General features: G+C 71.0%; 18 protein-coding genes and 3 pseudogenes. 7 read left to right on the top strand and 14 right to left on the bottom strand.

Features of this window, described 5'->3' with window-relative positions; all coding sequences use genetic code 11:
- Positions 1-2: 2 nt before the first annotated feature.
- Both ACFYZA_RS28590 and ACFYZA_RS28595 read right to left on the bottom strand, forming a co-directional pair.
- Complete coding sequence (locus ACFYZA_RS28590; RefSeq protein ID WP_388493478.1) at positions 3-2,030, bottom strand: prolyl oligopeptidase family serine peptidase; 2,028 nt, start codon at positions 2,028-2,030, stop codon at positions 3-5.
- Positions 2,031-2,201: 171 nt separating this feature from the next.
- Positions 2,202-2,375: a hypothetical protein gene (locus tag ACFYZA_RS28595; RefSeq protein ID WP_167152006.1), complete on the bottom strand. Its 174-nt coding sequence runs from the start codon at positions 2,373-2,375 to the stop codon at positions 2,202-2,204.
- Positions 2,376-2,715: 340 nt separating this feature from the next.
- On the opposite strand from ACFYZA_RS28595, the gene ACFYZA_RS28600 reads away from it, so the two are divergent.
- Positions 2,716-3,309, top strand: a complete 594-nt coding sequence (locus ACFYZA_RS28600) for an inositol oxygenase family protein (RefSeq protein ID WP_388493480.1) — start codon at positions 2,716-2,718, stop codon at positions 3,307-3,309.
- 53 nt (positions 3,310-3,362) lie between these two features.
- Here the strand turns inward: ACFYZA_RS28600 and ACFYZA_RS28605 are convergent, their stop codons facing one another.
- The 5 genes and pseudogenes from ACFYZA_RS28605 to ACFYZA_RS28625 form a co-directional block, all read right to left on the bottom strand.
- Complete coding sequence (locus ACFYZA_RS28605; protein WP_382586270.1) at positions 3,363-4,889, bottom strand: SDR family NAD(P)-dependent oxidoreductase; 1,527 nt, start codon at positions 4,887-4,889, stop codon at positions 3,363-3,365.
- 155 nt (positions 4,890-5,044) lie between these two features.
- A pseudogene (locus ACFYZA_RS28610) lies at positions 5,045-5,224 on the bottom strand (glycoside hydrolase domain-containing protein); the annotation flags it as partial.
- Positions 5,225-5,407: 183 nt separating this feature from the next.
- A complete protein-coding gene (locus tag ACFYZA_RS28615) occupies positions 5,408-5,953 on the bottom strand; it encodes a Clp protease N-terminal domain-containing protein (protein ID WP_382586267.1) in 546 nt (181 codons plus the stop codon).
- Between the two features lie 2 nt (positions 5,954-5,955).
- A complete protein-coding gene (locus ACFYZA_RS28620; protein ID WP_114039424.1) occupies positions 5,956-6,198 on the bottom strand; it encodes a hypothetical protein in 243 nt (80 codons plus the stop codon).
- Between the two features lie 60 nt (positions 6,199-6,258).
- Complete coding sequence (locus ACFYZA_RS28625; RefSeq protein ID WP_388493483.1) at positions 6,259-6,987, bottom strand: (2Fe-2S)-binding protein; 729 nt, start codon at positions 6,985-6,987, stop codon at positions 6,259-6,261.
- Between the two features lie 284 nt (positions 6,988-7,271).
- Here ACFYZA_RS28625 and ACFYZA_RS28630 point away from each other — a divergent pair, with 284 nt between their 5' ends.
- Positions 7,272-8,213, top strand: a complete 942-nt coding sequence (locus ACFYZA_RS28630; RefSeq protein ID WP_388493485.1) for a DMT family transporter — start codon at positions 7,272-7,274, stop codon at positions 8,211-8,213.
- Here the strand turns inward: ACFYZA_RS28630 and ACFYZA_RS28635 are convergent.
- Positions 8,183-9,370 carry a transglycosylase family protein gene (locus tag ACFYZA_RS28635; protein WP_388493487.1) on the bottom strand — a complete coding sequence of 396 codons (1,188 nt, stop codon included), beginning with the start codon at positions 9,368-9,370 and terminating at the stop codon, positions 8,183-8,185. The genes ACFYZA_RS28630 and ACFYZA_RS28635 overlap by 31 nt on opposite strands.
- A gap of 233 nt (positions 9,371-9,603) precedes the next feature.
- Here ACFYZA_RS28635 and gndA point away from each other — a divergent pair, with 233 nt between their 5' ends.
- Complete coding sequence (gndA, locus tag ACFYZA_RS28640; RefSeq protein WP_388493488.1) at positions 9,604-11,046, top strand: NADP-dependent phosphogluconate dehydrogenase; 1,443 nt, start codon at positions 9,604-9,606, stop codon at positions 11,044-11,046.
- 21 nt (positions 11,047-11,067) lie between these two features.
- Here gndA and ACFYZA_RS28645 read toward each other — a convergent pair whose 3' ends face one another.
- The 4 genes from ACFYZA_RS28645 to panD form a co-directional block, all read right to left on the bottom strand.
- Positions 11,068-11,337 (bottom strand): hypothetical protein, encoded by a 270-nt coding sequence (locus ACFYZA_RS28645; protein WP_388493490.1) that lies wholly within the window; start codon positions 11,335-11,337, stop codon positions 11,068-11,070.
- A gap of 75 nt (positions 11,338-11,412) precedes the next feature.
- Positions 11,413-12,054 (bottom strand): aspartate/glutamate racemase family protein, encoded by a 642-nt coding sequence (locus ACFYZA_RS28650; protein WP_388493492.1) that lies wholly within the window; start codon positions 12,052-12,054, stop codon positions 11,413-11,415.
- A complete protein-coding gene (locus ACFYZA_RS28655; protein WP_388493494.1) occupies positions 12,051-12,389 on the bottom strand; it encodes a GNAT family N-acetyltransferase in 339 nt (112 codons plus the stop codon). The genes ACFYZA_RS28650 and ACFYZA_RS28655 overlap by 4 nt, the downstream gene beginning before the upstream one ends.
- Before the next feature lie 27 nt (positions 12,390-12,416).
- Positions 12,417-12,848, bottom strand: a complete 432-nt coding sequence (panD, locus tag ACFYZA_RS28660) for an aspartate 1-decarboxylase (protein WP_388493496.1) — start codon at positions 12,846-12,848, stop codon at positions 12,417-12,419.
- Positions 12,849-13,479: 631 nt separating this feature from the next.
- Here panD and ACFYZA_RS28665 point away from each other — a divergent pair.
- The gene (locus ACFYZA_RS28665; RefSeq protein ID WP_388493498.1) at positions 13,480-13,650 is read left to right on the top strand and encodes a helix-turn-helix domain-containing protein; all 171 of its coding nucleotides are present in this window, start codon (positions 13,480-13,482) and stop codon (positions 13,648-13,650) included.
- Positions 13,651-14,271: 621 nt separating this feature from the next.
- Here ACFYZA_RS28665 and ACFYZA_RS28670 read toward each other — a convergent pair.
- Positions 14,272-15,030: a helix-turn-helix domain-containing protein gene (locus tag ACFYZA_RS28670; protein WP_388493500.1), complete on the bottom strand. Its 759-nt coding sequence runs from the start codon at positions 15,028-15,030 to the stop codon at positions 14,272-14,274.
- Positions 15,031-15,100: 70 nt separating this feature from the next.
- On the opposite strand from ACFYZA_RS28670, the pseudogene ACFYZA_RS28675 reads away from it, so the two are divergent.
- From ACFYZA_RS28675 to tkt, 3 genes and pseudogenes are all read left to right on the top strand, one after another.
- Positions 15,101-15,607 (top strand): annotated as a pseudogene (locus ACFYZA_RS28675) (nucleotidyl transferase AbiEii/AbiGii toxin family protein); the annotation flags it as partial.
- Positions 15,608-16,366: 759 nt separating this feature from the next.
- Positions 16,367-17,473, top strand: a pseudogene (gene tal, locus ACFYZA_RS28680) (transaldolase); the annotation flags it as partial.
- A gap of 642 nt (positions 17,474-18,115) precedes the next feature.
- Positions 18,116-20,326, top strand: coding sequence for a transketolase (gene tkt / locus ACFYZA_RS28685; protein WP_388493502.1), 2,211 nt, complete (start codon positions 18,116-18,118; stop codon positions 20,324-20,326).
- Positions 20,327-21,198: 872 nt separating this feature from the next.
- Here the strand turns inward: tkt and ACFYZA_RS28690 are convergent.
- A complete protein-coding gene (locus tag ACFYZA_RS28690; RefSeq protein ID WP_388493503.1) occupies positions 21,199-22,233 on the bottom strand; it encodes an IS110 family transposase in 1,035 nt (344 codons plus the stop codon).
- Positions 22,234-22,326: the final 93 nt, after the last annotated feature.

The following is a 22,326-nucleotide window of genomic DNA, read 5'->3' on the forward strand; positions in this document are numbered from 1 at the left end:
CCTCACACCAGTTCGGGCCGCTGCCACTCCTCGCCCAGCACGTGGTGGTCGAGGAAGTTGAGCAGGGTCGCGTACCAGAGGCGGGCGTGGTTCGGGGCCAGGACCCAGTGGCTCTCGTCGGGGAAGTACAGGAATTTCGCCGGGACTTCGCAGCGCTGGAGGTCCTGGAAGAGGGCCATGCCCTGCCCGACCGGCACCCGGTAGTCGCGGGCGCCGTGGACGACCAGCATGGGCGTGCGGATGCGGTCGGCCGTGAGGGCCGGCGAGTTCGCCTCGTAGCGCTCCGGCCGGGTCAGCGGGTCGCCGAAGATCCGCCGGAAGTAGTCGGAGGCGTCCGAGTCCGACTGGAACGACCGCAGGTCCCAGATCGAGGCGTGCGAGACGATCGCCTTGAACCGGTCGGTCAGCGTGGCGATGCGGTTGGCCATGTAGCCGCCGTACGAGGCGCCCGCGAGACCGGTGCGGGCCGCGTCGATGTCGGGGCGGGCCTCCACGGCATCCGTCGCCGCCATCAGGTCCCGGTAGGGCTGCCCGCCCCACTGGCCCCAGCCGCGCTCGTGCATCCGGGGCCCGTAGCCGGCCGAGAGCGCGGGGTCGGGCAGCAGGACCGCGTAACCGCGGGCCGCGAACGGCCACGGGTTCCACCGCCAGGTCCAGGCGTTCCAGGACGTCTCGGGTCCGCCGTGCGGGAAGACGAGCAGCGGCGCGGGCCGCTCGGCGGACGCGCCCTCGGGCAGCACCAGCCAGGAGCGCAGCGGGAATCCGTCGTCGGCCACCGTGTGCACCTCGGTCAGCGTCCCCGGCAGCCGGCCCGCCCCGCCTGGCGCCTTGAGCACCACGGGCTCCTGGTCCGGCGCGGCCGCGTCGAGCCGGACCGGGGTGGGCGGCGAGTCGACGCCGCTGCGCAGCGCGTACAGGGTGCGCCCGTCCGGCGCGACGCGCAGCGAGGTGTACGTGCCGGTGGCGGTGAGCCGGGTGACCGTGCCGTCGGGGTCGCGCCGGAAGACGGGAGAGTGGCCGAGTTCGTCGGCCGCGAACCAGACGGCCGCGTCGTCGGGACGCGGCGAGACCGCCACGCCGATGGGCCAGTTCTCGAAGTCCGGCACGAGCTCGCTCTCGGCCCCGCTCGCCAGGTCGACGCGTACGAGGGTGTAGGAGTACGGCGTCTCGTAGGTCTCGATCAGCTGGCGGGTGCAGATCAGGCCGGTGCCGTCGGAGGTGAACAGCGGGGCGCTGTAGAGGAATCCGTCCCGGTCGATCACGCGCAGCTGTTCGCCGGTGGCCGCGTCGGCGATCACGACGACGGTGCGGTTGCGGTCCGGCACCGGCCCGATGAGGAAGCGGGTGTGGGCGACGCGGGTGCCGTCCGGCGAGAGCGCGGTCTCGGCCTCGCTCACGCTGCCCTGCCCGCCGGCGTCGACCGGCGAGCCGTGCGCCTCCCGGGCGCGGCGCACGAAGGTGTGCGGCTCGTCCGGGCCGAGGTCGCTGTCCCAGTACCGGGTGGGCCCCGACTCGTACAGGATCGCGGTGACCTTGGCATCGGCCCGGTCCTTGCGCAGCTTGGCGTGCGCCGCGGCGTCGGCCGCGCCGGGCAGCAGACCCGCCGTGTAGGCGAGGGTGTCGGCGTCCCTCGCGAGGCAGAACCCCGCGATGCCACCGGGGTGACGGGCCGTCAGTGCGGCCTCGCCGCTCTCCGGCAGCGCCCACACCGCCGAGCCCTCGTCGGTCTCCTCGGCCGTGGCGGGGTCGCTGTCGGCCCGGCCGGAGAGGAAGTACAGGGTGCCGTCGGGGGCGAACGCGGGCGCCGACTCGCCCTTGCGGGACCGGGTCAGACGGCGGGGTTCGCGCGCGCCGGCGGGGTCGAGCTCCCAGAGGCCGGATACGTACGCGTCGCCTTCGGCGTTGAGGCTCTGCACGGCTGCCACGAGCCGCCGCCCGTCGGGGGAGAGCGCGAGGCCGTTGACGCGCGGGGTCGCGAGGAAGGCGGACAGGTCGTGGAAGGCGGTGGAGTCACCGGGTGTCTCGGACATCCGGTCATCCTGCCCCGGGGGTCTCGCCGGCGACAGGGCGTAAAAGGCCGGATCGCATCCCTGCGGCACCCCCAACTCGCGGGCGGGGCACGGCGTTCGCGGGCCGGGCGGGCAGCACGAAAGTCCGTGCCCCCGGCGGCAGGGGGCACGGACCGATGGGTTCGTCGCGGGTCAGTCGATGCCGGGCAGGATGTGCGGCTCGGCGAGGTCCTCCTCGTAGCCCGCGAGACGGATCGGGGCCGAGCGGGCCCAGACCTCGATGTTGCGGAGCTTCTCGGGCCGTCCGGCCCGCTCGCCACCGCGTTCCGGCGTCCGACGTTCGCGCTCTGTGGTCTCTGGTGTCACCGCGCACTCCTCTGTGTCGCGTAACCCTGGGCGTCCCGGCCTGCGTCGTTCTCCGACCCGGTGTCCGCCCGAAGGCAGGGGCTAGGGCAGTTCTGACGCGGTGGCGCCGGCACTCTGTCCGCATCACGGCCACAGGTTGTGGGACGGATCCGGAACGGGCCTCGAAGGTTGGTGGACCCGCTGTGGCTACCGTTCGCACTAGAGTAACCAAATGAGCGCGGTAGCGCTCGATAGGGCCACTTCCTTTGCGTCAACTTTCCTTCGCCGGGCGTTCAGCCCGATGTTCACCCCGCCATGATCTGCTGATGGGGTCGGCTGCCGCGCGCGGGGAGGAGACCACATGGAGCTGTCGAGCAGAGCCGTTCCGGACCGGACCGTGGGCTCGGTCGACGAGCTGATGGAGCTCCTCGGCGCGTGCCGGGGCGCCTGGGACACCCCCGACCGCAGCGGCGATCCGGTCGATCTCCACGACCACGCCCTCCAGACCGCGCACCTGCTGCGGCGTGGCCATCCGGCCGACAAGGAACTCCAGGTCGCGGGCCTGGTGCACGACCTCGGACATCTACTCCATCCAGGTGATGACGCCGGGCACGCCGACACGGCGGCCCGGGCGGTGCGCCCGCTGCTCGGCGACCGGGTGGCGGGGCTCGTCCGGCTGCACGTGCCGGCCAAGCGGTATCTGGCCGCCGTCGAGCCGGACCGGACGCTCTCGCCGCAGAGCGCGCTGACCCTGCGGGCGCAGGGCGGGGTGATGGGGCCCGAGGAGGCGGCGGCCTTCGCGCGGGATCCGCTGGCCGAGGACGCGGTGGTACTGCGGCAGGCCGATGACGCGGGCAAGGTCGTGGGGCTCGACGTGGGCGTGATGGAGGACTGGCGTCCGGTCCTCGAACTCGTCGCTGCCGGGGTCAACCGGCAGGCGGACGGCCCCCGTTGACGCCGGAGGGCGGCACGCCGGTGTGCGTGCCGCCCTCCGGATGAACGCGCGGGCTACCAGTTGGCGGGGGCGTAGTCCTTGAGGAAGACGCTGTGCAGGTCCTCGCCCAGCTCGCCGCGCACGATCGGGTCGTAGACGCGGGCGGCGCCGTCGACCAGGTCGAGCGGGGCGTGGAAGCCCTCTTCGGCGAGCCGCAGCTTGTCGTGGTGCGGGCGCTCGTCGGTGATCCAGCCGGTGTCGACCGACGTCATCAGGATCTTGTCGCTCTCGAACATCTCCTGGCCGCTGGTCCGCGTGACCATGTTCATGGCGGCCTTGGCGGCATTGGTGTTGGGGTGTCCCGCGCCCTTGTAGCCGCGGCTGAAGACGCCTTCCATCGCGGACACGTTCACCACGTAGGCGCGGCCGTTCGGCGCCTTGCGGGCGGCCTCGGCCATGACCGGGCGCAGGCTGCTGATCAGGATGAACGGCGCGGTGTAGTTACACAGCTGGGTTTCGAGCAGCTCGACCGGCGAGATCTGGTCGATGGACTGCACCCAGGTGTTGGTGTCGACGACGTCCGGAAGCAGCCCGCCCGCGTCGAGGGCGGTGCCGTCGTGGTGCTTGGCGATGCTGGCGTTGCCCGCGACCAGGGCGAGGTCGGCGACGCGCTGGGCGTCGAGGCCCGAGGTGCCGACGGGCAGCGCGGTCAGGCCGTCGACCGCGCCGGAGTTGAAGGCTCCGATGACCTCGTGGGCGGGCAGCTCACCGGCGGGCAGCGGCGCGCCCTCGCCGTCGACCAGGGCCGCGTAGGCGGCGGGCAGCCGGCGCACGGTCTGGGTGGCGTTGTTGATCAGGATGTCCAGCGGGCCCTGGGCCGCGGTCCGCTCGGCGAGGGCGACCACCTGCGCGGGGTCGCGCAGGTCGATGCCGACGACTTCGAGGCGGTGCATCCAGTCACCGGAGTCCTCCATCGCCTTGAAGCGGCGGATGGCGTCCTTGGGGAAGCGGGTGGTGACGGTGGTGTGGGCGCCGTCGCGGAGCAGCCGCAGCGCGATGTACATGCCGATCTTGGCGCGGCCGCCGGTGAGCAGGGCGCGCTTGCCGCTGAGGTCGGTGCGGGCGTCGCGGCGGGCCCGGTTCTCGGCGGCGCACTTCTGGCACAGCTGGTGGTAGAACGCGTCGACCTCGACGTACCGGCCCTTGCAGATGTAGCAGGAGCGGGGGCGCTGGAGTATGCCCGCGATCTCGCCGGTGACGGAGGAGCTGGGCAGCAGGCCCTCGGTCTCGTCGTCGATGCGCTCGGCGGAGCCGGTCGCGGTCGCCTCGGTGACGGCCCGGTCGTGGGCGGTCTTGGCGGCCCGGCGCTCCTGGCGGCGGCGCTGCTTCACGGTGCGGTAGACGCCGGCGGTGGCGCGGCGCACGGCGATCGCGTCGGGGTGGTCGACGTCGATCTGGTCGAGTTCGGCCAGCACGCTCAGGCAGAGCGCGAGCCGCTCGGGGTCGATGCCGGGGCCGAAGTCCTGGTCAACGCCCTGTGCGGGCCGCTCGTCGACACCGGGGCCCTGCTCCTGGCCCTGGAAGTCCTCTGTCACCGTCATCGCCGCTGTGTTCCTCGATCAGTCCGAGTATCAAGTTCCCAAAAGCGCCATGGTACGGAGCGATCCCCCCGGTCACCAAACCGCCCGCCCCCGGGGAGGCGGGGGCGGGCGGCGGCGGGGGATCCGCTCAGCGGACCGGGGGCGGCGCGTCCGACGATCGAGGACAGCACCATCCAGGCGGACATCGTGCCGAGGTCGTCGTTTCCGGTCGTCCCCGTCGGCGCGTCCGTGAACAGCGTCAGCGCCGCGTGCACCACATCGGTGGTCCGCCAGGGCCGGCCCGTGGAGAGATACGTGTACGGGGCGATGAGGTCGGGCTCGTTCTGGGGGTTGTGTCGCCTGCGACCAGCTCCTCGCGGACCCCCCGAGGACGGCCCGCGAACCCATGCATCCGAACCGGAGAACGCGCGGGGCACGTGTACGCGTCAAGGGTGTGGACGGGGCCGGGGGCCCGGCGCGACGGACGGCCGGACCCCCAACTCCCTTGCGCCGTCTGCCCCTACGGGGTGGGCGCGCCGCTACGCATCGCCGGGCGCGACCCGGGCCAGGGTCTCCTCGCGCAGCCCCGCCGGGTCCGCGCCGAGCGCCGCGAGGACTTGGAGGCCCCGGCCGCCGTCGCCCGCCGCCAGGAGGCCGAGCAGCATGTGCTCGGTGCCGAAGCGGTCGTGCCCGAGCGCCTTGGCCTCGCGCAGGGTGGCCTCCAGGACGGTCTTGGCGCGGGGCGTGTAGGCGGGCCGGGGGTACTGGAAGGCGCCGGGGCCGAAGGCGTTGTCGGCCTGGCGCTTGATCTCCTCGACGTCGATGCCGATCGAGGCGAGCGCGTCCTTGGCGGGCCGGCCGCCGGTGCTCGGCACCCCGGCCGCGTCGAGGATCCGTACGGTCTCCGCGCGCAGCGGCTCCACCTCGGCTCCCCGTGCGGTCAGGGCTTCGCGGGCGATGCCGTCGGTTCCGGCGAGTCCGAGCAGGATGTGCTCGGTGCCGATGAAGTCGTGGCCGAGCGCGATGGCCTCGTCCTGCGAGGCCACGATCGCCCGCTTGGCCTGGTCGGTGAAAAACTCGAACACCTTCAGTCCTCCTTGCCCGTGGCTTTGCGCCTGCTCGCATGCTTCTCGTGCACCGACTGCCTGCTGACCTGGAGCGACGTCGCGATGCTCTGCCAGGACCAGCCCTGCTCCCGGGCGTTGTCGACGTGGACGCGCTCCAGCTCCTCCAGGAGGCGGCGCAGTGCGACGACCGCCGCCAGGCCGACGGCGGGGTCCTTGTTGGTGACCTGTCCGGCCAGCGAGGCCGGTGTGTCCTCAGCTCCCATGACTGTCAGGATTCCCTGACAGCCCGAGGTTGTCAAGGAATCCTGACGCATGCGCGAGGGTCAGCCGGTCGCACCGCCGGGCGAGGAGGGCCGCCGGGGCGGGCGCTCGAAGACGCAGTCGCCGCAGAGCCCGCCGCCGGGGCAGCGGTAGTAGAGGCAGCAGCTGCGCCTGCGGAACGCCGGGCCGTCCAACAGGGCGCCGGTGTCGGCCAGTTGGGGATGCGCGAACAGCGCGGCACCGAGCTCCAGGGCCCGCTCCCCCACCTCCGGGCGACCCGACTTCCGTGCCCAGCCGTGGAGTTCGCGCACCGCGCCGGCCAGGGCCGAGCCCGCGTTGCCGCGCAGCAGCCCGTACGACACCGGGGTGTCACGGCGGAACGCCTCGGCGAGCGGGGCGAGATGGCCCTCCAGGACGCGTTCGACGAGGCCTTCGGGGCTCGCCTCGCGGTCCTGGCCGCCGGGCGCGAGCAGCAGATCGTCGGGCGAGGTCCGGCCGCCGTCCCAGCACAGCCGGTCCGGGGCGAGGTCCGGCAGGACGCCGTGCAGCGCGGCCGGGCCGAGCGCGATCGACCAGAGCCGGGCGGCCAGGCCCAGGTGGGCGATGGACGCGGCGACCCGGCGCTCGGGGGCGCCGAGCCGGGCGGCCACGGTGTCGACGCGGGCGCTCAGGGGCGCCGTCTCCCCCGCGTACAGGGCGGCCAGGGGAAGGTGGGGGCCGGCGGCCCGGCCGGTCCGCAGGGCGAAGAAGCCCCCGATCGATGAGACCTCGGCCAGCTGTTCCGGATGCACTGCCCCGCCCGTCCATGGATGTCAGTTCGTGCCACTGTGGCACGAACTCATGGATGGCTGGTTCCACCCCTGCGGACAGGGCGTTCGCCGGTCGGTGCCAGGCGCCGCCGCGCGCGCTGGAAGGTGATCTTCCGATCCCCTTGACGCCCCTTTTGAGCTGCGGTTTTACTGAAAGTCCGATATCTGGGACGACTTTGGTCGTACGCCCCTACTCCTCCTGGAGTACTCGTCGATCGGTGCTCAGGGACGACGACACGGGGTCCGCAACGAGACATCGTGGAGCCATGAGCGCCCTTGTCCTGGCCGTGCTGCTGTCGTTGGTCTCCGCCGTCGCGTACGCGGCGGCGGCGATCGTGCAGGAGCGCGTCGCCGCGTCCACCCCGAACAGCGCGTACGCCCCCGTGCGCCGCCCGGCGTGGTGGGGCTCGGTCACGCTCAACGGGCTCGGCGCGGCCCTGCATGTCGCGGCACTGGCCTACGGCCCGCTCACGCTGGTGCAGCCGATGGGCGCGCTCACCATCGTGTTCGCGCTGCCGATGTCGGCCGTGTTCATCCGGCGCCGGGCCGGGGCGGCCGCCTGGCGCGGGGCGGTCATGGCCACGGCGGGCCTCGCGGGCCTCCTGATGCTGACGAAGGGGGCGGACGCGGGCGCCGTCGCCATGGGTCCGCGCCTGATCCTCGCCGCGGCCGGGCTCGGGGCGGTCGCGGCGCTCTTCGTGGCGTCGAAGGCCCTGCGCCGGGCGGCCACGCGCAGCGTGCTGCTCGCCGCGGCGGCGGGCGCCGCCTTCGCCCTGGCCTCGGTGTTCACCAAGTCCGTCGCCGAGGACTGGCGCTCGGGCCTGCCGCTCGCGGAACTGCCCATCCTGTTCGCGATCGCCGTGTTCGCGCTCTCGGGCCTCGTGCTCTCGCAGGCCTCCTACCGCGGCGCGGGCCTCGCGGCGCCCCTCGCGACGGTCACCGTCGTCAACCCGGTGGTCGCCGCGGCCATCGGCCTGACCCTGTTCGGCGAATCGTTCCGGTACGGGACCGCGGGCACCGCGATCGCGCTGGGCTTCGGCGTGGTGGCCGCGGGCGGCCTGATCCTGCTCACCACCGAGCGTCTGCACGCCGCCCGGCTCGACAGGCCGGTCCTGACCTCGGCCGCGGGCATGCCTCCGGAGCCCGGATCCGCCGGGCGCCGGGAGGGCACCCCGGATCAGACGGCGACGCCGCCCGCCCTCAGGTAGGCCAGCGGGTCCACATCGGATCCGTAGGCCGGCCCGGTCCTGATCTCGAAGTGCAGATGCGGCCCGGTGGCATTGCCGGTCGCACCCGAACGGCCGATCCGCTGGCCGGTGTTGACCTTCTGCCCGGCCTTCACGTTGACCGCCGAGAGATGGGCGTACTGGCTGTACCGGCCGTCGGGGTGGTGGATCACCACCTGGTATCCGTACGAGCCGCCCCAGCCGGCCGAGACGACCGTGCCGGAGGTGACCGCCTTCACCGAGGTGCCGGTGGATACGGGGAAGTCGACGCCCGTGTGATAGCCGCTCGCCCACGACGAACCGGCCTTGTGGTACGGGGTGCTGGGGCTGGCGTCGACCGGCGCCGTGAACGCCGCCGACCTGGCCGGGGCCTTCGCCACGGGCCTGGCGGCCGGAGGCTTCGCGGCGGGCTTCGCCGTGCTCTTCGGCGGGGCCGTCGGCTTCGCCGGGGCGCCGCCGGGCAGGGTCAGGTGCTGGCCGGGGCGGATGAGGTCCGGGTCGGCGCCGACGACCGTGCGGTTCTCGGCGTACAGGTGCGGCCAGCCTCCCTGCACGCGCTCGCGCTCGGCGATCAGGGACAGCGAGTCGCCGTGCAGGACGGTGTAGGACTCCCGCTTGCCCGGCACCTTGGTGGGGCCGGCCTGCTCGGCCTTCTTCGCGGCGGACGGCCTGGCGGCCGGGGGCTTCGCCGGGGACTTCGGCGTCTTGTGCGCCGCCTGCGGTCTGATCTCGGCCGTCGTGGTCAGCTGCGGGGCCGCGCCGCCCCGGGTGAGACCGGCCTCGCCCGAGCAGACCGGCCAGGCGCCGGGGCCCTGCCCCTTGAGCACCTTCTCGGCGATCGCGATCTGCTGGTCCCGGCCGGCGAGGTCGGCGCGCGCCGCGTACTGGCGGCCGCCGTACGCCTCCCAGGTGGACTGGGTGAACTGGAGCCCGCCGTAGAAGCCGTTGCCGGTGTTGATGTGCCAGTTGCTGGTCGACTCACAGGCCGCGACCTTGTTCCACACGTCGACCGACGCGGCGTCGGCGGACCCCGCCGCGATCAGCGGGAGGGCCATGCCCACCCCGCCGGCCGTCACCGTCAGGGACGCCTGGTTGATCCGGCTCGGCTGGTACCGGCGGTGCCGGCCGCGTAAGGCCATGAGTCCCCCTCGAAGGCTCCAAGAGCCGCCAAAGTAGGGGCTGCGAACAGGTCATGACAAGGGGTCGGACAAGCGGAGGGAAGCCTTCAGGGGAGTGAGGACTTTCGGCACGCCGTGTCGGGGATCCCGACCGTGCCGTATGACGTGGCCCGTTCCGTAGGGTGGGCGCCAAACGCGCGCCATGACGGACGCTCGTGGCGCCGCGCACCCCGAGGATCCAGGAGCACACACGCATGAGTGGAACAGCCCAGATCGGCGTCACCGGACTCGCGGTCATGGGCCGCAACCTCGCCCGCAACTTCGCACGCAACGGGTTCACCGTCGCCGTCCACAACCGGACGGCCGCCAAGACCCGCGCGCTGGTCGAGGAGTTCGGCGGCGAGGGCACCTTCGTCGCGGCCGAGTCGCCCGAGGACTTCGTGGCCGCTCTGGAGCGCCCGCGCCGGCTCGTCATCATGGTCAAGGCGGGCGACGCGACGGACGCGGTGATCCAGGAGTTCGCGCCGCTCCTCGAAGAGGGCGACGTGATCATCGACGGCGGCAACGCGCACTTCGAGGACACCCGCAGGCGCGAACGCGAGCTGCGCGAGCGGGGTATCCACTTCGTGGGTGTCGGCATCTCGGGCGGCGAGGAGGGCGCGCTGCACGGGCCGAGCATCATGCCGGGCGGATCCGCCGAGTCCTACGAGTCGCTGGGCCCGCTCCTGGAGCGGATCGCGGCGAAGGCCCCGGACGGCTCCCCCTGCGTCACCCACGTGGGTCCGGACGGCGCGGGCCACTTCGTGAAGATGGTGCACAACGGCATCGAGTACGCCGACATGCAGCTCATCGCGGAGGCGTACCACCTGCTGCGCACGGTCGCCGGCTACTCCCCCGCGAAGATCGCCGAGACGTTCCGGGACTGGAACACCGGCCGCCTCGACTCGTATCTGATCGAGATCACCGCCGAGGTGCTCGCGCACGTCGACGCGGAGACCGGCAAGCCGTTCGTGGACGTGGTCGAGGACCAGGCCGAGCAGAAGGGCACCGGCCGCTGGACGGTACAGATCGCGCTCGACCTCGGGGTCCCGGTGTCCGGCATCGCCGAGGCCGTGTTCGCCCGGTCCCTCTCGGGCCATGCCGAGCTGCGCGAGGCGGCCCGCTCCCTGACCGGGCCGGCCGCGAACCCGCTGGGCGAGGCGGAGGCCGCGGCCTTCGCCGCGCAGGTGGAGCAGGCGCTGTACGCGTCCAAGATCGTGTCGTACACGCAGGGCTTCCACCAGGTGCAGGCGGGCAGCCAGAACTACGACTGGGACGTCGACCCCGGCGCGGTCGCGGCGATCTGGCGCGCGGGCTGCATCATCCGGGCCGCGTTCCTCGACGGGATCCGGGCCGCCTACGACGCACAGCCCGAACTGCCGAGCCTGCTCTCGGACAAGCGGTTCGGCGACGAGATCGGCGCGGCGCAGGACGACTGGCGTGCGGTGATCGTGGCGGCCGCCCGTCAGGGCGTGCCGGTGCCCGGCTTCTCGGCGGCGCTCGCGTACTACGACGCGCTGCGCGCCGAGCGCCTCCCGGCGGCGCTGACCCAGGGCCAGCGCGACTTCTTCGGCGCGCACACCTATCGGCGCACCGACCGGGAGGGCTCGTTCCACACGCTGTGGGGCGGCGACCGGTCCGAGGTCAGCACCGGCTGACGGGCGCCGCGGCCGGGCCCCTCAGCCCGCCGGTTCGGGCTGCGGCGGGCCCGGTACGGGGTCGGGGCCCGGGGGCTGCGGCACGGGGTCCGGCAGACCGGGGTCCGGGTCCGGCTGCGGCGGCCTCGGGTCGGGACCCGGGCTCGGCGGCTGCGGGTCGGGACCGGGGCCGGGCCTCGGCGGAACCGGATCGGGGCCGGGACCGGGACCCGGTCCGGGGATCGGGCCCGGTTCGGGGTCGGGCAGCGGCGTGGGCCACGGGGAGGTGGGCTCCGGGTGCGGCACGGTCATGATCGGCCTCCTCAGGGTGTGAGATCAGCTTCACCTGCGCGCCTGCCCGGCGCCCGCCGGTTCAACCCGTACGGGTCAGCCGGCTCGCCCCGCCACGGCGGCCGCCGCCCGCAGCCCGGGCCGGGGGCTGGACAGCACCGGAACACTGGTCGTGGTCCGCTCGGCGGCGGGCGCCATCGACGCCTGGGCGAGCACCACGACGTCGACGTCCGCCAGGCCGTCCACCGCCCGGGCGATCTCCGCGAAGTACGCCTGCGCGTCGCCCGATTCGAAGTGCTGCCAGGCGTCCTCGGCCAGCACCGTGCGCAGCGCGAGCGGCCGGTCGCCGGCCTCCTCGCGGATCAGCGCGGCCGTCGGCTCCAGGGTGGAGGCGACGGCGGCGACGACGGCGATCCGCCGCCCCCGCGCCACGGCGGCCGCGGCCATCGGCCGGTCGACCCGCAGCACCGGAACGCCCAGGGGCGCCGAAGCGGCCTCCGCGACCGCGCCGATCGTGGAACAGGTGCACAGGACCGCGTCCGCGCCCTCGGCCACCGCGTCGGCGAGCACGGCCTCGACGTCCCCGGCCACGGCCTCGGGCCCCAACTCCCTTGCCCGGTCGAGCGGTTGCTCGTGCACCAGGTGGCGCATCGCGAGACCGGGGGCGTCCTCGTCGCGCAGGGCGTCGAAGACCGGGACGTGGACCGGCGAGGTGTGCAGGAGTGCGAGCGTGCTCACCACAGCTCCGGGTCGGCGGCGAGCTGTGCCTTGGCGGCCTCGACCAGGGCGGCCGGGGCGACGGGCGCCTCGTCGGGGTGCCGCTCGGCCCACTTGGCCGCGTACGGGCAGAGCGGTACGACGGGCACGCCCTCGCGCGCGGCGATGGCGTAGAACTCCCGCACCAGGTCACCGGCGATGCCCTTGCCCTCGTGCCCCGGCTCGACGACGGTGTGCACCGCCACGAGCGCGGACGACGGCTCGTCGAGCGTGAAGTAGGCGATGCGGCCGGCCACTTCACCGTCCTCGAACGCGCCGAGCAGCCCTTGGGCACGGTCGTCCCGGATCTCTGCCATGGTGCGGGGTCCTTTCCGGAAGGCGGTTCAGCGCTGCGGGGCCGGAATCGTCGCGTGCGGGCTGCGCCGCTGGTCGCTGCCGGGAACCGGGGCGGAGGCGTCGGTGCCGAGCTCGACGATCCGGTTGGCCGCGTCGACGTGCACGACGCTGGGCTTGAAGGCGCGCGCCTCGGTGTCGTCGACCTGGGCGTAACTGATGAGGATCACCAGGTCACCGGGGTGCACGAGGTGGGCGGCGGCACCGTTGATACCGATGACCCCGGAGCCCCGCTCACCCTCGATGACGTACGTCTCCAGGCGGTTGCCGTTGTCGATGTCGACGATGTGGACCAGCTCACCGGGCAGCAGATCGGCCGCCTCCATGAGCGCGACGTCCACGGTGACCGATCCCACGTAGTGCAGGTCGGCCTGGGTGACGGTGGCCCGGTGGATCTTGGACTTGAACATTGTACGCATCATCGAGGTACTCCTGGACATAGGCTCCCTGCCTGCATTTTTGCAGGTCAAGGGCGGTTTCCCTACCTTACAACGAGTCGCATGTTCGGTCAGCTTTCACCAGGTTTTTGAGGACCGATGCTGACCATTTGCTGACTTTACTGACGCACCGTCAGGCGAATGTGGAGGCTAAGCCGACTCACCCACAGCATGACGACGCCAGCCTACGCAACGACCATCGGTAGCCGTCCGGGAGCACCCTCACTGTCAGCGGATCCACGACGCCGGGTCGGCCGTCGGCACGCGTCGACGCTCGCCATGGATCAACCCGCCCGACTGCGGCACCCGCCCCAACGCACCTGGCTGCGCCGCTCGCGACGAGCAACAGCGCATCCCATGGGCGCGGCAACATAGCCGCGAATCCCCGGTTGGCCAAACCGGGGATTCTCGTGACGATTGATGCTGTCCGCGTCTTGGCCGTGCCACCGGGCGGACGCACACCAATTCCTGCCAGACCGCATGCCGCCCCGTTCTCGGGATCGGCACGGCCAGCCCTAGAGGAGCACCATTGCCCACAGAGCCGCCAACATCCCACGAAAGGACCATCTCTGGGACTGGCTTGGCCCGCGGGAGACACCCGATTGAGCCCGTGCTCATGGACTCGACCGAGGTTGCCACGATGCTCAACATGTCCCGGAGCTGGGTCTACAAGGAAGCCTCAAAGCTCGGCCTGAGGGGCTACAAACTCGGCCGAGGCAGGAACGCAAAGGTTCTATACAAAAAGATCGAGGTCTTCAAGTGGCTTGAACAGCAGAAGATTCACTAGATCCGATACGGCCTATGCCTTCACCTCGCAGGATGAATGTCGGCGATTAGGGTGCGCCGAGAGGTCATGTTCGGAGCGATGACCAACTCCGTTGACGGGTGGAGGCCTCTCACGGGAATACGTCGCAGTCGACGACAGAAGACGAAAATGAGCACGAGGGCGATTCCGCGATACATGATCATTCTCTTTTCCCGGATACTTCCCCAACCATCCGTCTTCATGCGGTTGTTCGCATCTTGAAGGTCTTAGGATGCGCACTGCGATCCCGAACCGGCATGCGGCACGCAGCCAGAGAATGAACCGGCCCTCTGAACGCAGGCGACCGGCTCGCCCACGCTGGCAGATCACCCGGTCACCGCTGAGATGGTCTAGCTGGCCTTACGTTCCAGGTACGGGATGGCCGAGCCCTTCGTATGGTTGGGCCGCCCAGGGGTGCCGGGTGTGGCCTCTAGTGCCGCATCAGACAACGTTCGCCCCGTCCCGCGAAGCCGGGGCGAACGGGTGCGTGCCGTTGCGGAATGCGCAGGCTCGCAGGATGCACGCGCAGCTCATCCGGTGCCGGCGGCAGGAGTTGCCCGTATCGACCTTGAGCCTGCCGTGGGAGACAGAGGCGCTCCGGGGTCAGGCATCCGGCGCGGGCGGGTCCGTCTCCGCGGAGGGTGCAGAGGCCGCACCGGGGCCGGGAAGCTGTCCAGTACGCGCACGGTGCATCTCCGCTTGTGCGCGGACCAGCTCGGCATGGGCTCGCAGTTTGTCCGCGTCGGCCTGGCCGCGTGCCGCAACGAGCCGGGCGAAGGCAGTGAGAGTGGCACCGATCAAAGCGCCGAGGGCGCCACCTATGCCGATGATGGCCCCGACGACGGAGGTTGTGTCGCCGGGGACGAGGTGTCCGTGGTGCGACCAACTCTCCAGGAGGTCATGAACGCTGAACAGCGCCATCACCAGGAAAACGGTCACACAACCGAGGATCAAGCCCACAGCCATGGTGATGCTGTTGGCGGGGACACGATCCGTGGGCACATCGACTCCTGCCGGATCGTGCACCCGCCCCTCTTCCGCATCGCGCTGCCGGCGGCGTCGGGTCTCCCTCGCCGGCTCGTCGGAGGCGTCGGCGAGTGGGCCGCGTTCTTGCAGTCGAACGGGGTGCCGCTCCTCAGCCGACGCAGTCAGGGAGGCCGTCAGCTGTTGGCGGTCGTCGGGGCTGGCGTCCAGGGCATCGGCCAGCAGGTTCACTGCGCTGAGCAGGCGCTTGGCGGGCTCGCCCCTCTCCAGTCTGCGGATGGTCCGGACGCTCACCCCGGAGCGCTCCGCCACCTGCTCCTGCGTCAACCCCGACCGAGTCCGCAACCGGCGTAACAACAGACCGACCTGATCTATCACTTGATACCTCCTTGACCAGCTTGCCGAACTTACCCTGCCGGATGCTCCGATGTGATCGGAGCCTGCTCTAATGTCTCAACCACCACCGCGCTGTTCACGCGACCTGCACCGCCGGCTACTGGGCGACGTTCTTGCCATCGGCGCCCCTACCCGTTGGTTGTCACCGGCGGCTAGGCCGTGCAGGCCCACGGGCTGGTTGAGCGCCTGAGCCAGGACCTTGACGTCGCCACCGAGAATCCCGCCCCCATGGACGAGATCATTCAGTCGCTCAGCGCAGGCCTTACAGAACATGGTTGGAACGTACGGCAGATCGAGACCGACCCGCTGTCGGGCCGGCTCATCGTCACCGACCCCGCAAGCGGTGACGAGTGCGAGGTCGACGTACTCAAAGAGGCCTTCTGGGCTCCCCCGGCCATCACCGAGTGGGGCCCGGTTCTCTCCCTCGACGACGTGATCGGAACCAAAGTCCGGGCCTTGGCCGACCGCAGCGCCGTCCGCGACCTCATCGATGTGCACGCCGCCTCCCGACACCGCACCACCGCCGGCCTCGAGGGCACTCGGACGCCGTCACGCCCGAACCGAACCCCTCGGAGTGTTCAGGGCATTGACCGCGTCATGAGGATGTAGACCGGGCTGTACGGGGTGGCCGCACGATGCGCGTGATGAGCCCTCGTGCCTGAAGCCGGGCGAGGTGACCGGTGGGCAAGTAGGCCTTGTCGGCGCGGACTACGCTCCCCGCCCCGATGATCGACGCGTTCACCAGCACTGACGGCCATCAGCATCGACCGGCACGCGACCTGGATCCACAACCCGCCACGGGGAAGGACCACAAGCCCCGCCAGCGCGAGGCCTTCGCGACCGCGTCAAAGCCCGCAGCCCGGCGTGCCTCCGACTGCGGGATGGGCTGTCGGATGGTGGGGCCCAACAGCAGGTACCCCTCTTCAACTCCATGGTGGTCACGAGAGTGAGGCACTCGGTCTGCAGCCTTCTTGTTTCCAGCGGTGTCGGCCGAGCCGCTCGACGGACTCGACACCGGGGACAGCCCCCGGAACCCCTGTCACTGCCGGTGCTGGCCACCTTCGCCTGCACGCTCATCGATAAGTGAGTCCGACCGCCCGCCGGGACGTGTATCCCCTCTGGCGCCGGTGTATTTCCTGCGAAGTGAGCCATTCAGTAGACCAGCAATGGTCATTTCGGTTGATGCGCTTGTCGCAGGATGATTCGGGCAGGCGATGAGGGAAGCACCGTGTCGAGCGCCGCCGCCAGTATTCTCGCCCGCCCCGCTGGGCGAGAGGCGCTCTCCAGACCAGCGGCGCCGCATCGTTCAGGAGATCTAATGTCAGTTCCCGCCGGCTCCGGCCCGCTTGCCGCTCTGTCCGCCACGGGAGTCTCGGTCTGGCTCGACGATCTTTCCCGCGAGCTCCTGGCCGGCGGAGAGCTCGAGAAGCTGATCACGGACAAGCACGTCGTGGGCGTCACGACGAACCCCACGATCTTCGCCTCCGCGTTGGCCAAGGGAGACCGCTACAACGAACAGCTGCGCCGCCTGGGCGACGAGGGCGGCAGTGTTGATGACGCGGTCTTCGCCCTCACGACGGACGACGTACGAAGCGGCTGCGACGCCTTCCGCGGCGTCCATGAGCGCACCGGCGGTGTGGACGGGCGCGTTTCCATCGAGGTGGACCCCCGGCTCGCGCAGGACGCCGACGCGACCGCAGCGCTGGCCCGCAAGCTGTGGGACGCGGTCGACCGCCCCAACCTGTTCGTTAAGATCCCCGCCACCCGCAAGGGGCTGAAGGCGATCACCACGGTCATCGCCGAGGGCATCAGCGTCAACGTCACGCTGATCTTCTCCCTGGAGCGCTACCGCGAGGTGATGGACGCCTACCAGAGCGGCCTGGAGCAGGCCCTGGCCGCCGGGCGCGACCTGGCGGACATCCACTCCGTCGCCTCGTTCTTCGTTTCCCGCGTCGACAGCGAAGTCGACCGACGACTCGAGGCTCTCGGCCTGTCCGAACTCAAGGGGCAGGCCGCGGTCGCCAACGCCCGGCTCGCCCACCGGGCCTACGAGCAGACGCTCGCGGAGCCCCGCTGGCAGCGACTCGCCGCGGCCGGGGCTCGCGCGCAGCGCCCGCTGTGGGCGTCCACCGGGGTCAAGGACCCGTCCTACCCCGACACGATGTACGTCAGCGAACTCGTCATCCCGGGCACGGTGAACACCATGCCCGCGGCGACTCTGGATGCCTTCGCCGACCACGGCACCCTTCCGGCCCACACGCCGGCCGAGGGTGATTACGCGGCGGCCGCCGCACACCTGGCAGCCCTGAAGGACGCCGGCGTCGACTTCACCGATGTCACCGACTCGCTGGAGCGCGAAGGGCTGACCAAGTTCGAGGACAGCTGGGCCGAGCTGGGCCAGTCCGTGCGGCACGAAATGCACGCCGCTACCGGCCCCACGGACGCGGACGCCGATGGCTCCGAGAGTGCGGCTCTGCTGGCGATCTACCTCAACGACCACTACACCGGCGCCACCGGCGGCCTGGAGCTGTGCCGGCGGGCCGCCGAGGCGCATGCGGATGCGGAGGGGCGCGCGGCGCTGACCGACCTCGCCGCGCAGGTCGAGGAAGACCGTGACGCGCTCGCCCGGATCATGGCGGACCTCGACCTGCCCAGGAGTCAGTCCAAGGCGGCCATCGGCTGGCTGGCCGAGAAGGCCGGCCGGCTCAAGACCAACGGCCACCTCTTCGCCCGCTCCCCGCTCAGCGACGCGCTGGAAACCGAGTCCCTGCTCCTCGGAGTCCTGGGCAAGGCCGCTTGCTGGCGAACCCTGCGCATCCTGGCCGAGTCCGACGCGCGCCTCAGCGCCGACAACCTGGACACGCTGCTGGACCGCGCCGAACAGCAGAGCGCCACCCTGGAGGAACTGCGCTCCATCGCGGCTGTCCGAGCCCTGCTCGCCCAGCCCTTCCACACGCGGTGATGGCGGCCGGAGTTCCGCGCATCACGACTGACAGCGCAGCGAAGCTGCATCCGTCGGCGAGCGGCAAACAGAGCCCGTTCGCCTGCTCGACGAAGGAGTAGCGCCATGACGAGCGAGCAGTCCCCCGGAGCACGAACCGCCAGGTCCGTGACGAGTCCCGTTGCCGAGCGCGCCGGCTGGGACGAAGTGGATGTGCGGGCCGTGGACACCGTACGGCTGTTGGCGGCCGACGCGGTCCAGAAGGTCGGCAACGGCCACCCGGGCACGGCGATGAGCCTGGCCCCACTGGCGTACCTGCTGTTCCAGAACGTGATGCGTCACGACCCGAGCGACGACACATGGCTCGGGCGGGACCGTTTCGTACTCTCCTGCGGACATTCGAGCCTGACCCTCTACATCCAGCTCTACCTTGCCGGGTTCGGCCTGGAACTGTCCGACATCGAGGCGTACCGGACCTGGGAATCCGCCACCCCCGGGCACCCCGAGCACGGACACACCCGCGGGGTGGAGATCACCACCGGTCCGCTGGGCCAGGGCCTGGCGAGCGCGGTCGGTATGGCGATGGCCGCACGCCGTGAGCGCGGACTGCTCGATCCCGATGCCGAGCCGGGCAGCAGCCCCTTCGACCACCACGTCTACGTCATCGCTTCCGACGGCGACATGATGGAAGGCGTCACCTCCGAGGCATCCTCCTTGGCGGGACATCAGGAGCTCGGCAATCTGACCGTGTTCTACGACTCCAACCACATCTCGATCGAGGACGACACGGACGTCGCCTTCAGCGAGGACGTCCCGGCCCGCTACGCCGCGTACGGCTGGCACGTACAGACTGTCGACTGGACGGTCACCGGCGAATACGTCGAGGACGTCGACGCGCTCCTGGCCGCCGTGCGTGCCGCCCGGGACGAGACCGGCCGTCCCTCTCTGATCATGCTGCGCACTCTCATCGGCTGGCCGGCGCCCACCAAGCAGAACACCGGCAAGGCGCACGGCTCCGCGCTCGGCGAGGACGAGGTCGCCGCCACCAAGAGGTTGCTGGGTTTCGACCCCGAGCAGCATTTCACCGTCGACAAAGACGTCCTGGCCCGGACTCGGCAGGCCCGCGACCGGGGCCGTGAGGCACACGACGCCTGGGATGAGGACTTCGCCGCGTGGCGAACCGCGAATCCGCAGCGCGCGGCGCTGCTCGAACGGTTGCAGGAGCAGCGGCTGCCCGAAGGCTGGGAGGATGTCCTTCCCGTCTTCCCCGCCGACGCGAAGGGGATGGCCACCCGTGCCGCCTCGGGCAAGGTACTCAGCGCGCTGGCACCCGTCCTTCCCGAGCTGTGGGGCGGCTCCGCCGACCTCGCGGGAAGCAACAACACGACCATGGACGGCGAGCCGTCCTTCGTACCGGCCGACCGCCAGACCAAGGACTGGAAGGGCGGCCCCTACGGGCGCACCCTGCACTTCGGCATCCGTGAGCACGCCATGGGCGCGATCCTGAACGGCATCGCCCTCCAAAGCCTCACCCGGCCCTACGGGGGCACCTTCCTGACCTTCTCCGACTACATGCGGCCCGCCGTGCGCCTGGCCGCCCTGATGAAGCTGCCGGCCACTTACGTGTGGACCCATGACTCCATCGGCCTGGGCGAGGACGGTCCCACCCACCAGCCCGTCGAGCAACTCGCCGCACTACGCGCCATTCCGGGCCTGGACGTAGTGCGTCCCGCCGATGCGAACGAAACCGCGGCGTGCTGGCGCGCCATCCTCGATCACCACGACCGGCCCGCAGGTCTGATCCTGAGCCGGCAAAACCTGCCGGTCCTGGACCGCGACAGCGAAGAGTACGCCCCCGCGCGGGAAGCAGCCAGGGGCGGATACGTCCTGGCGGACACGGCGGAGGAAGGCGACCCCGACGTCATCCTGATCGCGACCGGCTCAGAGGTTCATCTCGCCCTGGAGGCCCGCCCTTTGTTGACAGCCGCCGGGCTCTCCGTGCGCGTGGTCTCGATGCCCTGTCGCGAGTGGTTCGCCGCGCAGCCCCAGGACTACCGGGACCAGGTCCTCCCGCCGACTGTACGCGCCCGCGTCAGCGTCGAGGCCGCCGTCGGGCAGGGCTGGCGTGACGTCGTCGGCGACGCCGGCCGCATCGTTGCGCTGGAGCACTACGGCGCCTCCGCCGACTATCAGCGCCTTTACACAGAGTTCGGGATCACCCCACGGGCCATCGCCGACGCGGCCCAGGACAGCCTCCACGACACCCAGCAGCCGCGCCCCGGCGGTCAGCAGCAGACATCGACCCCGGCCGAGGGAGGCACCGGCGACAAGTCCTGACCCGCCCCCTTTTGCCGTCGGCGATACCCCCACGTACGACGAGGTGCGCTGCCTGGCCGCATCTGCCCTGCCCGCCATCTGCCAGGACTTGACCGTCCTGGCAGATGACTCCTTGTGCGTGGCACCGTTCGGCCTACCCGAAGCTCCCTCCCTCGGCCCGCTCGGGGCCGACAGCGGGTAGCCAGCCAGGCATGCGCGTCCGCGGGGTCCCCGGGACCGGCCGGGCCGCAGCGATCACGAGACGGGTAGCGGGGTCCACGATGACTGGACGTTCGCCGCGAACCGGTCGTTGCCGCTGGAGGAACCGACCCGCCGGTCACGGACCGGAGCCCGGGTACCGTCCACGATCCGCAATCAATCAGCGGTCCAAGAGGTTGGATCACCGGTCACACGGTCGGCGAGGACACCCCGAACAGAGGACTCTGCTGCCGCATGGGCAGATTCGTCCGGCAGTACAGCTGAGTTCCGCCGCCCATACAGAGCGGGCGAGGCCGCCGACGCTCAGGGCTGACGCCCACTCCACGGCGTCGGCCATTGCCGGGCCGACGAAGACACCGTTCGTCCGGAGCAAGCCGCAGCGCCCAAGCAGATCCACGAGAGCGGCACTCCTCCGAAATCGGCGGTTTGCGCGGGGGATACGGATCCCTGGCCTCTCAGATGTGCCTGGGGGCGGGGTGTGCAGACGACTGAGTATCGGTCAACCGGGCAATGTCCTGGCGCCGGCGACGGGGCGAGCCCTGGAGCGCGTCAGCGACGAGGACCGGGGCAAACTGCCGGCCACGCCAGAGCTTGTCGAGTCCGACACTCGCAAGGTACCTGCCAAAGGTTCCCGGACAGTTAATTCGCTGGGCGGGCGCTGTCTCGCATGGCCCCTATGAGCGGAGCCCCAGCGGTTGTTGCTCGATCAGATGGAAGACCTCGCGGGCCACATAGCGTTTGAGGATACGGATGATTTCGCGCCGGGTCTTGCCCTCCTCGGTCCGGCGTTCGACGTAGGCCCGGGTGCGCGGGTCGACCCGCATACGGGTGAACACGATGCGGTGGAGCGCGGCGTTGGCCTGACGATCGCCGCCGCGGTTGAGACGGCGGTACGTCTGGCGTCCCGAGGAACGCTCGACGGGGCTGACTCCACACAACGCTGCGAAGGACGCCTCACTGTCCAGCCGCTGCCAGTTGTCTCCCACCGTGATCAGCAAGGTGACGGCTGTGTCCGCACCAATGCGCACCACCTCGAGCAGCTGTGGGGCGTAGCCATCCACGAGGCGGGTCATGCGCTTTTCCAAGTCCCGGATCTGCTCCGTGAGTTGGCCGATCCGGGAGGCCAGCAGGCCCAGCGTGATCCGAGTGGCCTGCAGCACTGTCTCCGTGCCGGCCTCCTCCCGGCTGCTCGTGTCGGCGAATCCCGCACACCTACGCAAGAGTTCGGCGTTGCCCAGTCCTGCCAGATCTTCTCTCAAGGCGGGCTCGGCAGTAACGAGGACGGCCTTGAGCTGGTTGATTGCCTGGGTACGGGCTTTGACGGCCGACGTCTTCGCGAGTTTGTACATGCGCGCGATCTGAACCGGTCCGTCGGCCGATTTGGCCCGGGCGCGGGATCGGCCGCCCAGCACGGCCCGCGCCGCGTTCTGGGCATCGAGGAGATCCGATTTTCCGCGCCGGCGGCGATCTGCCCGGTCAGTCCGGTTCACGTCGAACACGTCCACGCCCTGGGCCAGCAGATAGCGCGACAAGGACGCCCCGTAGGTGCCGGTCCCTTCCACCCCGGCCCGCTCCACCACGCCCAACTTCTGGGCCCACGTGAGCAGATCGCGGTAGCCGGCCGCGTCGGCCGGGAACGCCTCGGTGGCGAGGACTGCACCCGTCAAGGACACCACCGCGGCCACATGCGTATCGCGGTGTGTATCCACTCCCAGAACCACCTCCCCCGCGGCGCGACGGCGGCGGACCTTCGGAGCAGGAGATGTAGTGGACCTGGTCGAACTGGACACAGCCGTTCCCCT

Origin of the sequence: Streptomyces sp. NPDC001828 (assembly GCF_042892175.1) — a bacterium.
Classification (GTDB): Bacteria; Actinomycetota; Actinomycetes; order Streptomycetales; family Streptomycetaceae; genus Streptomyces.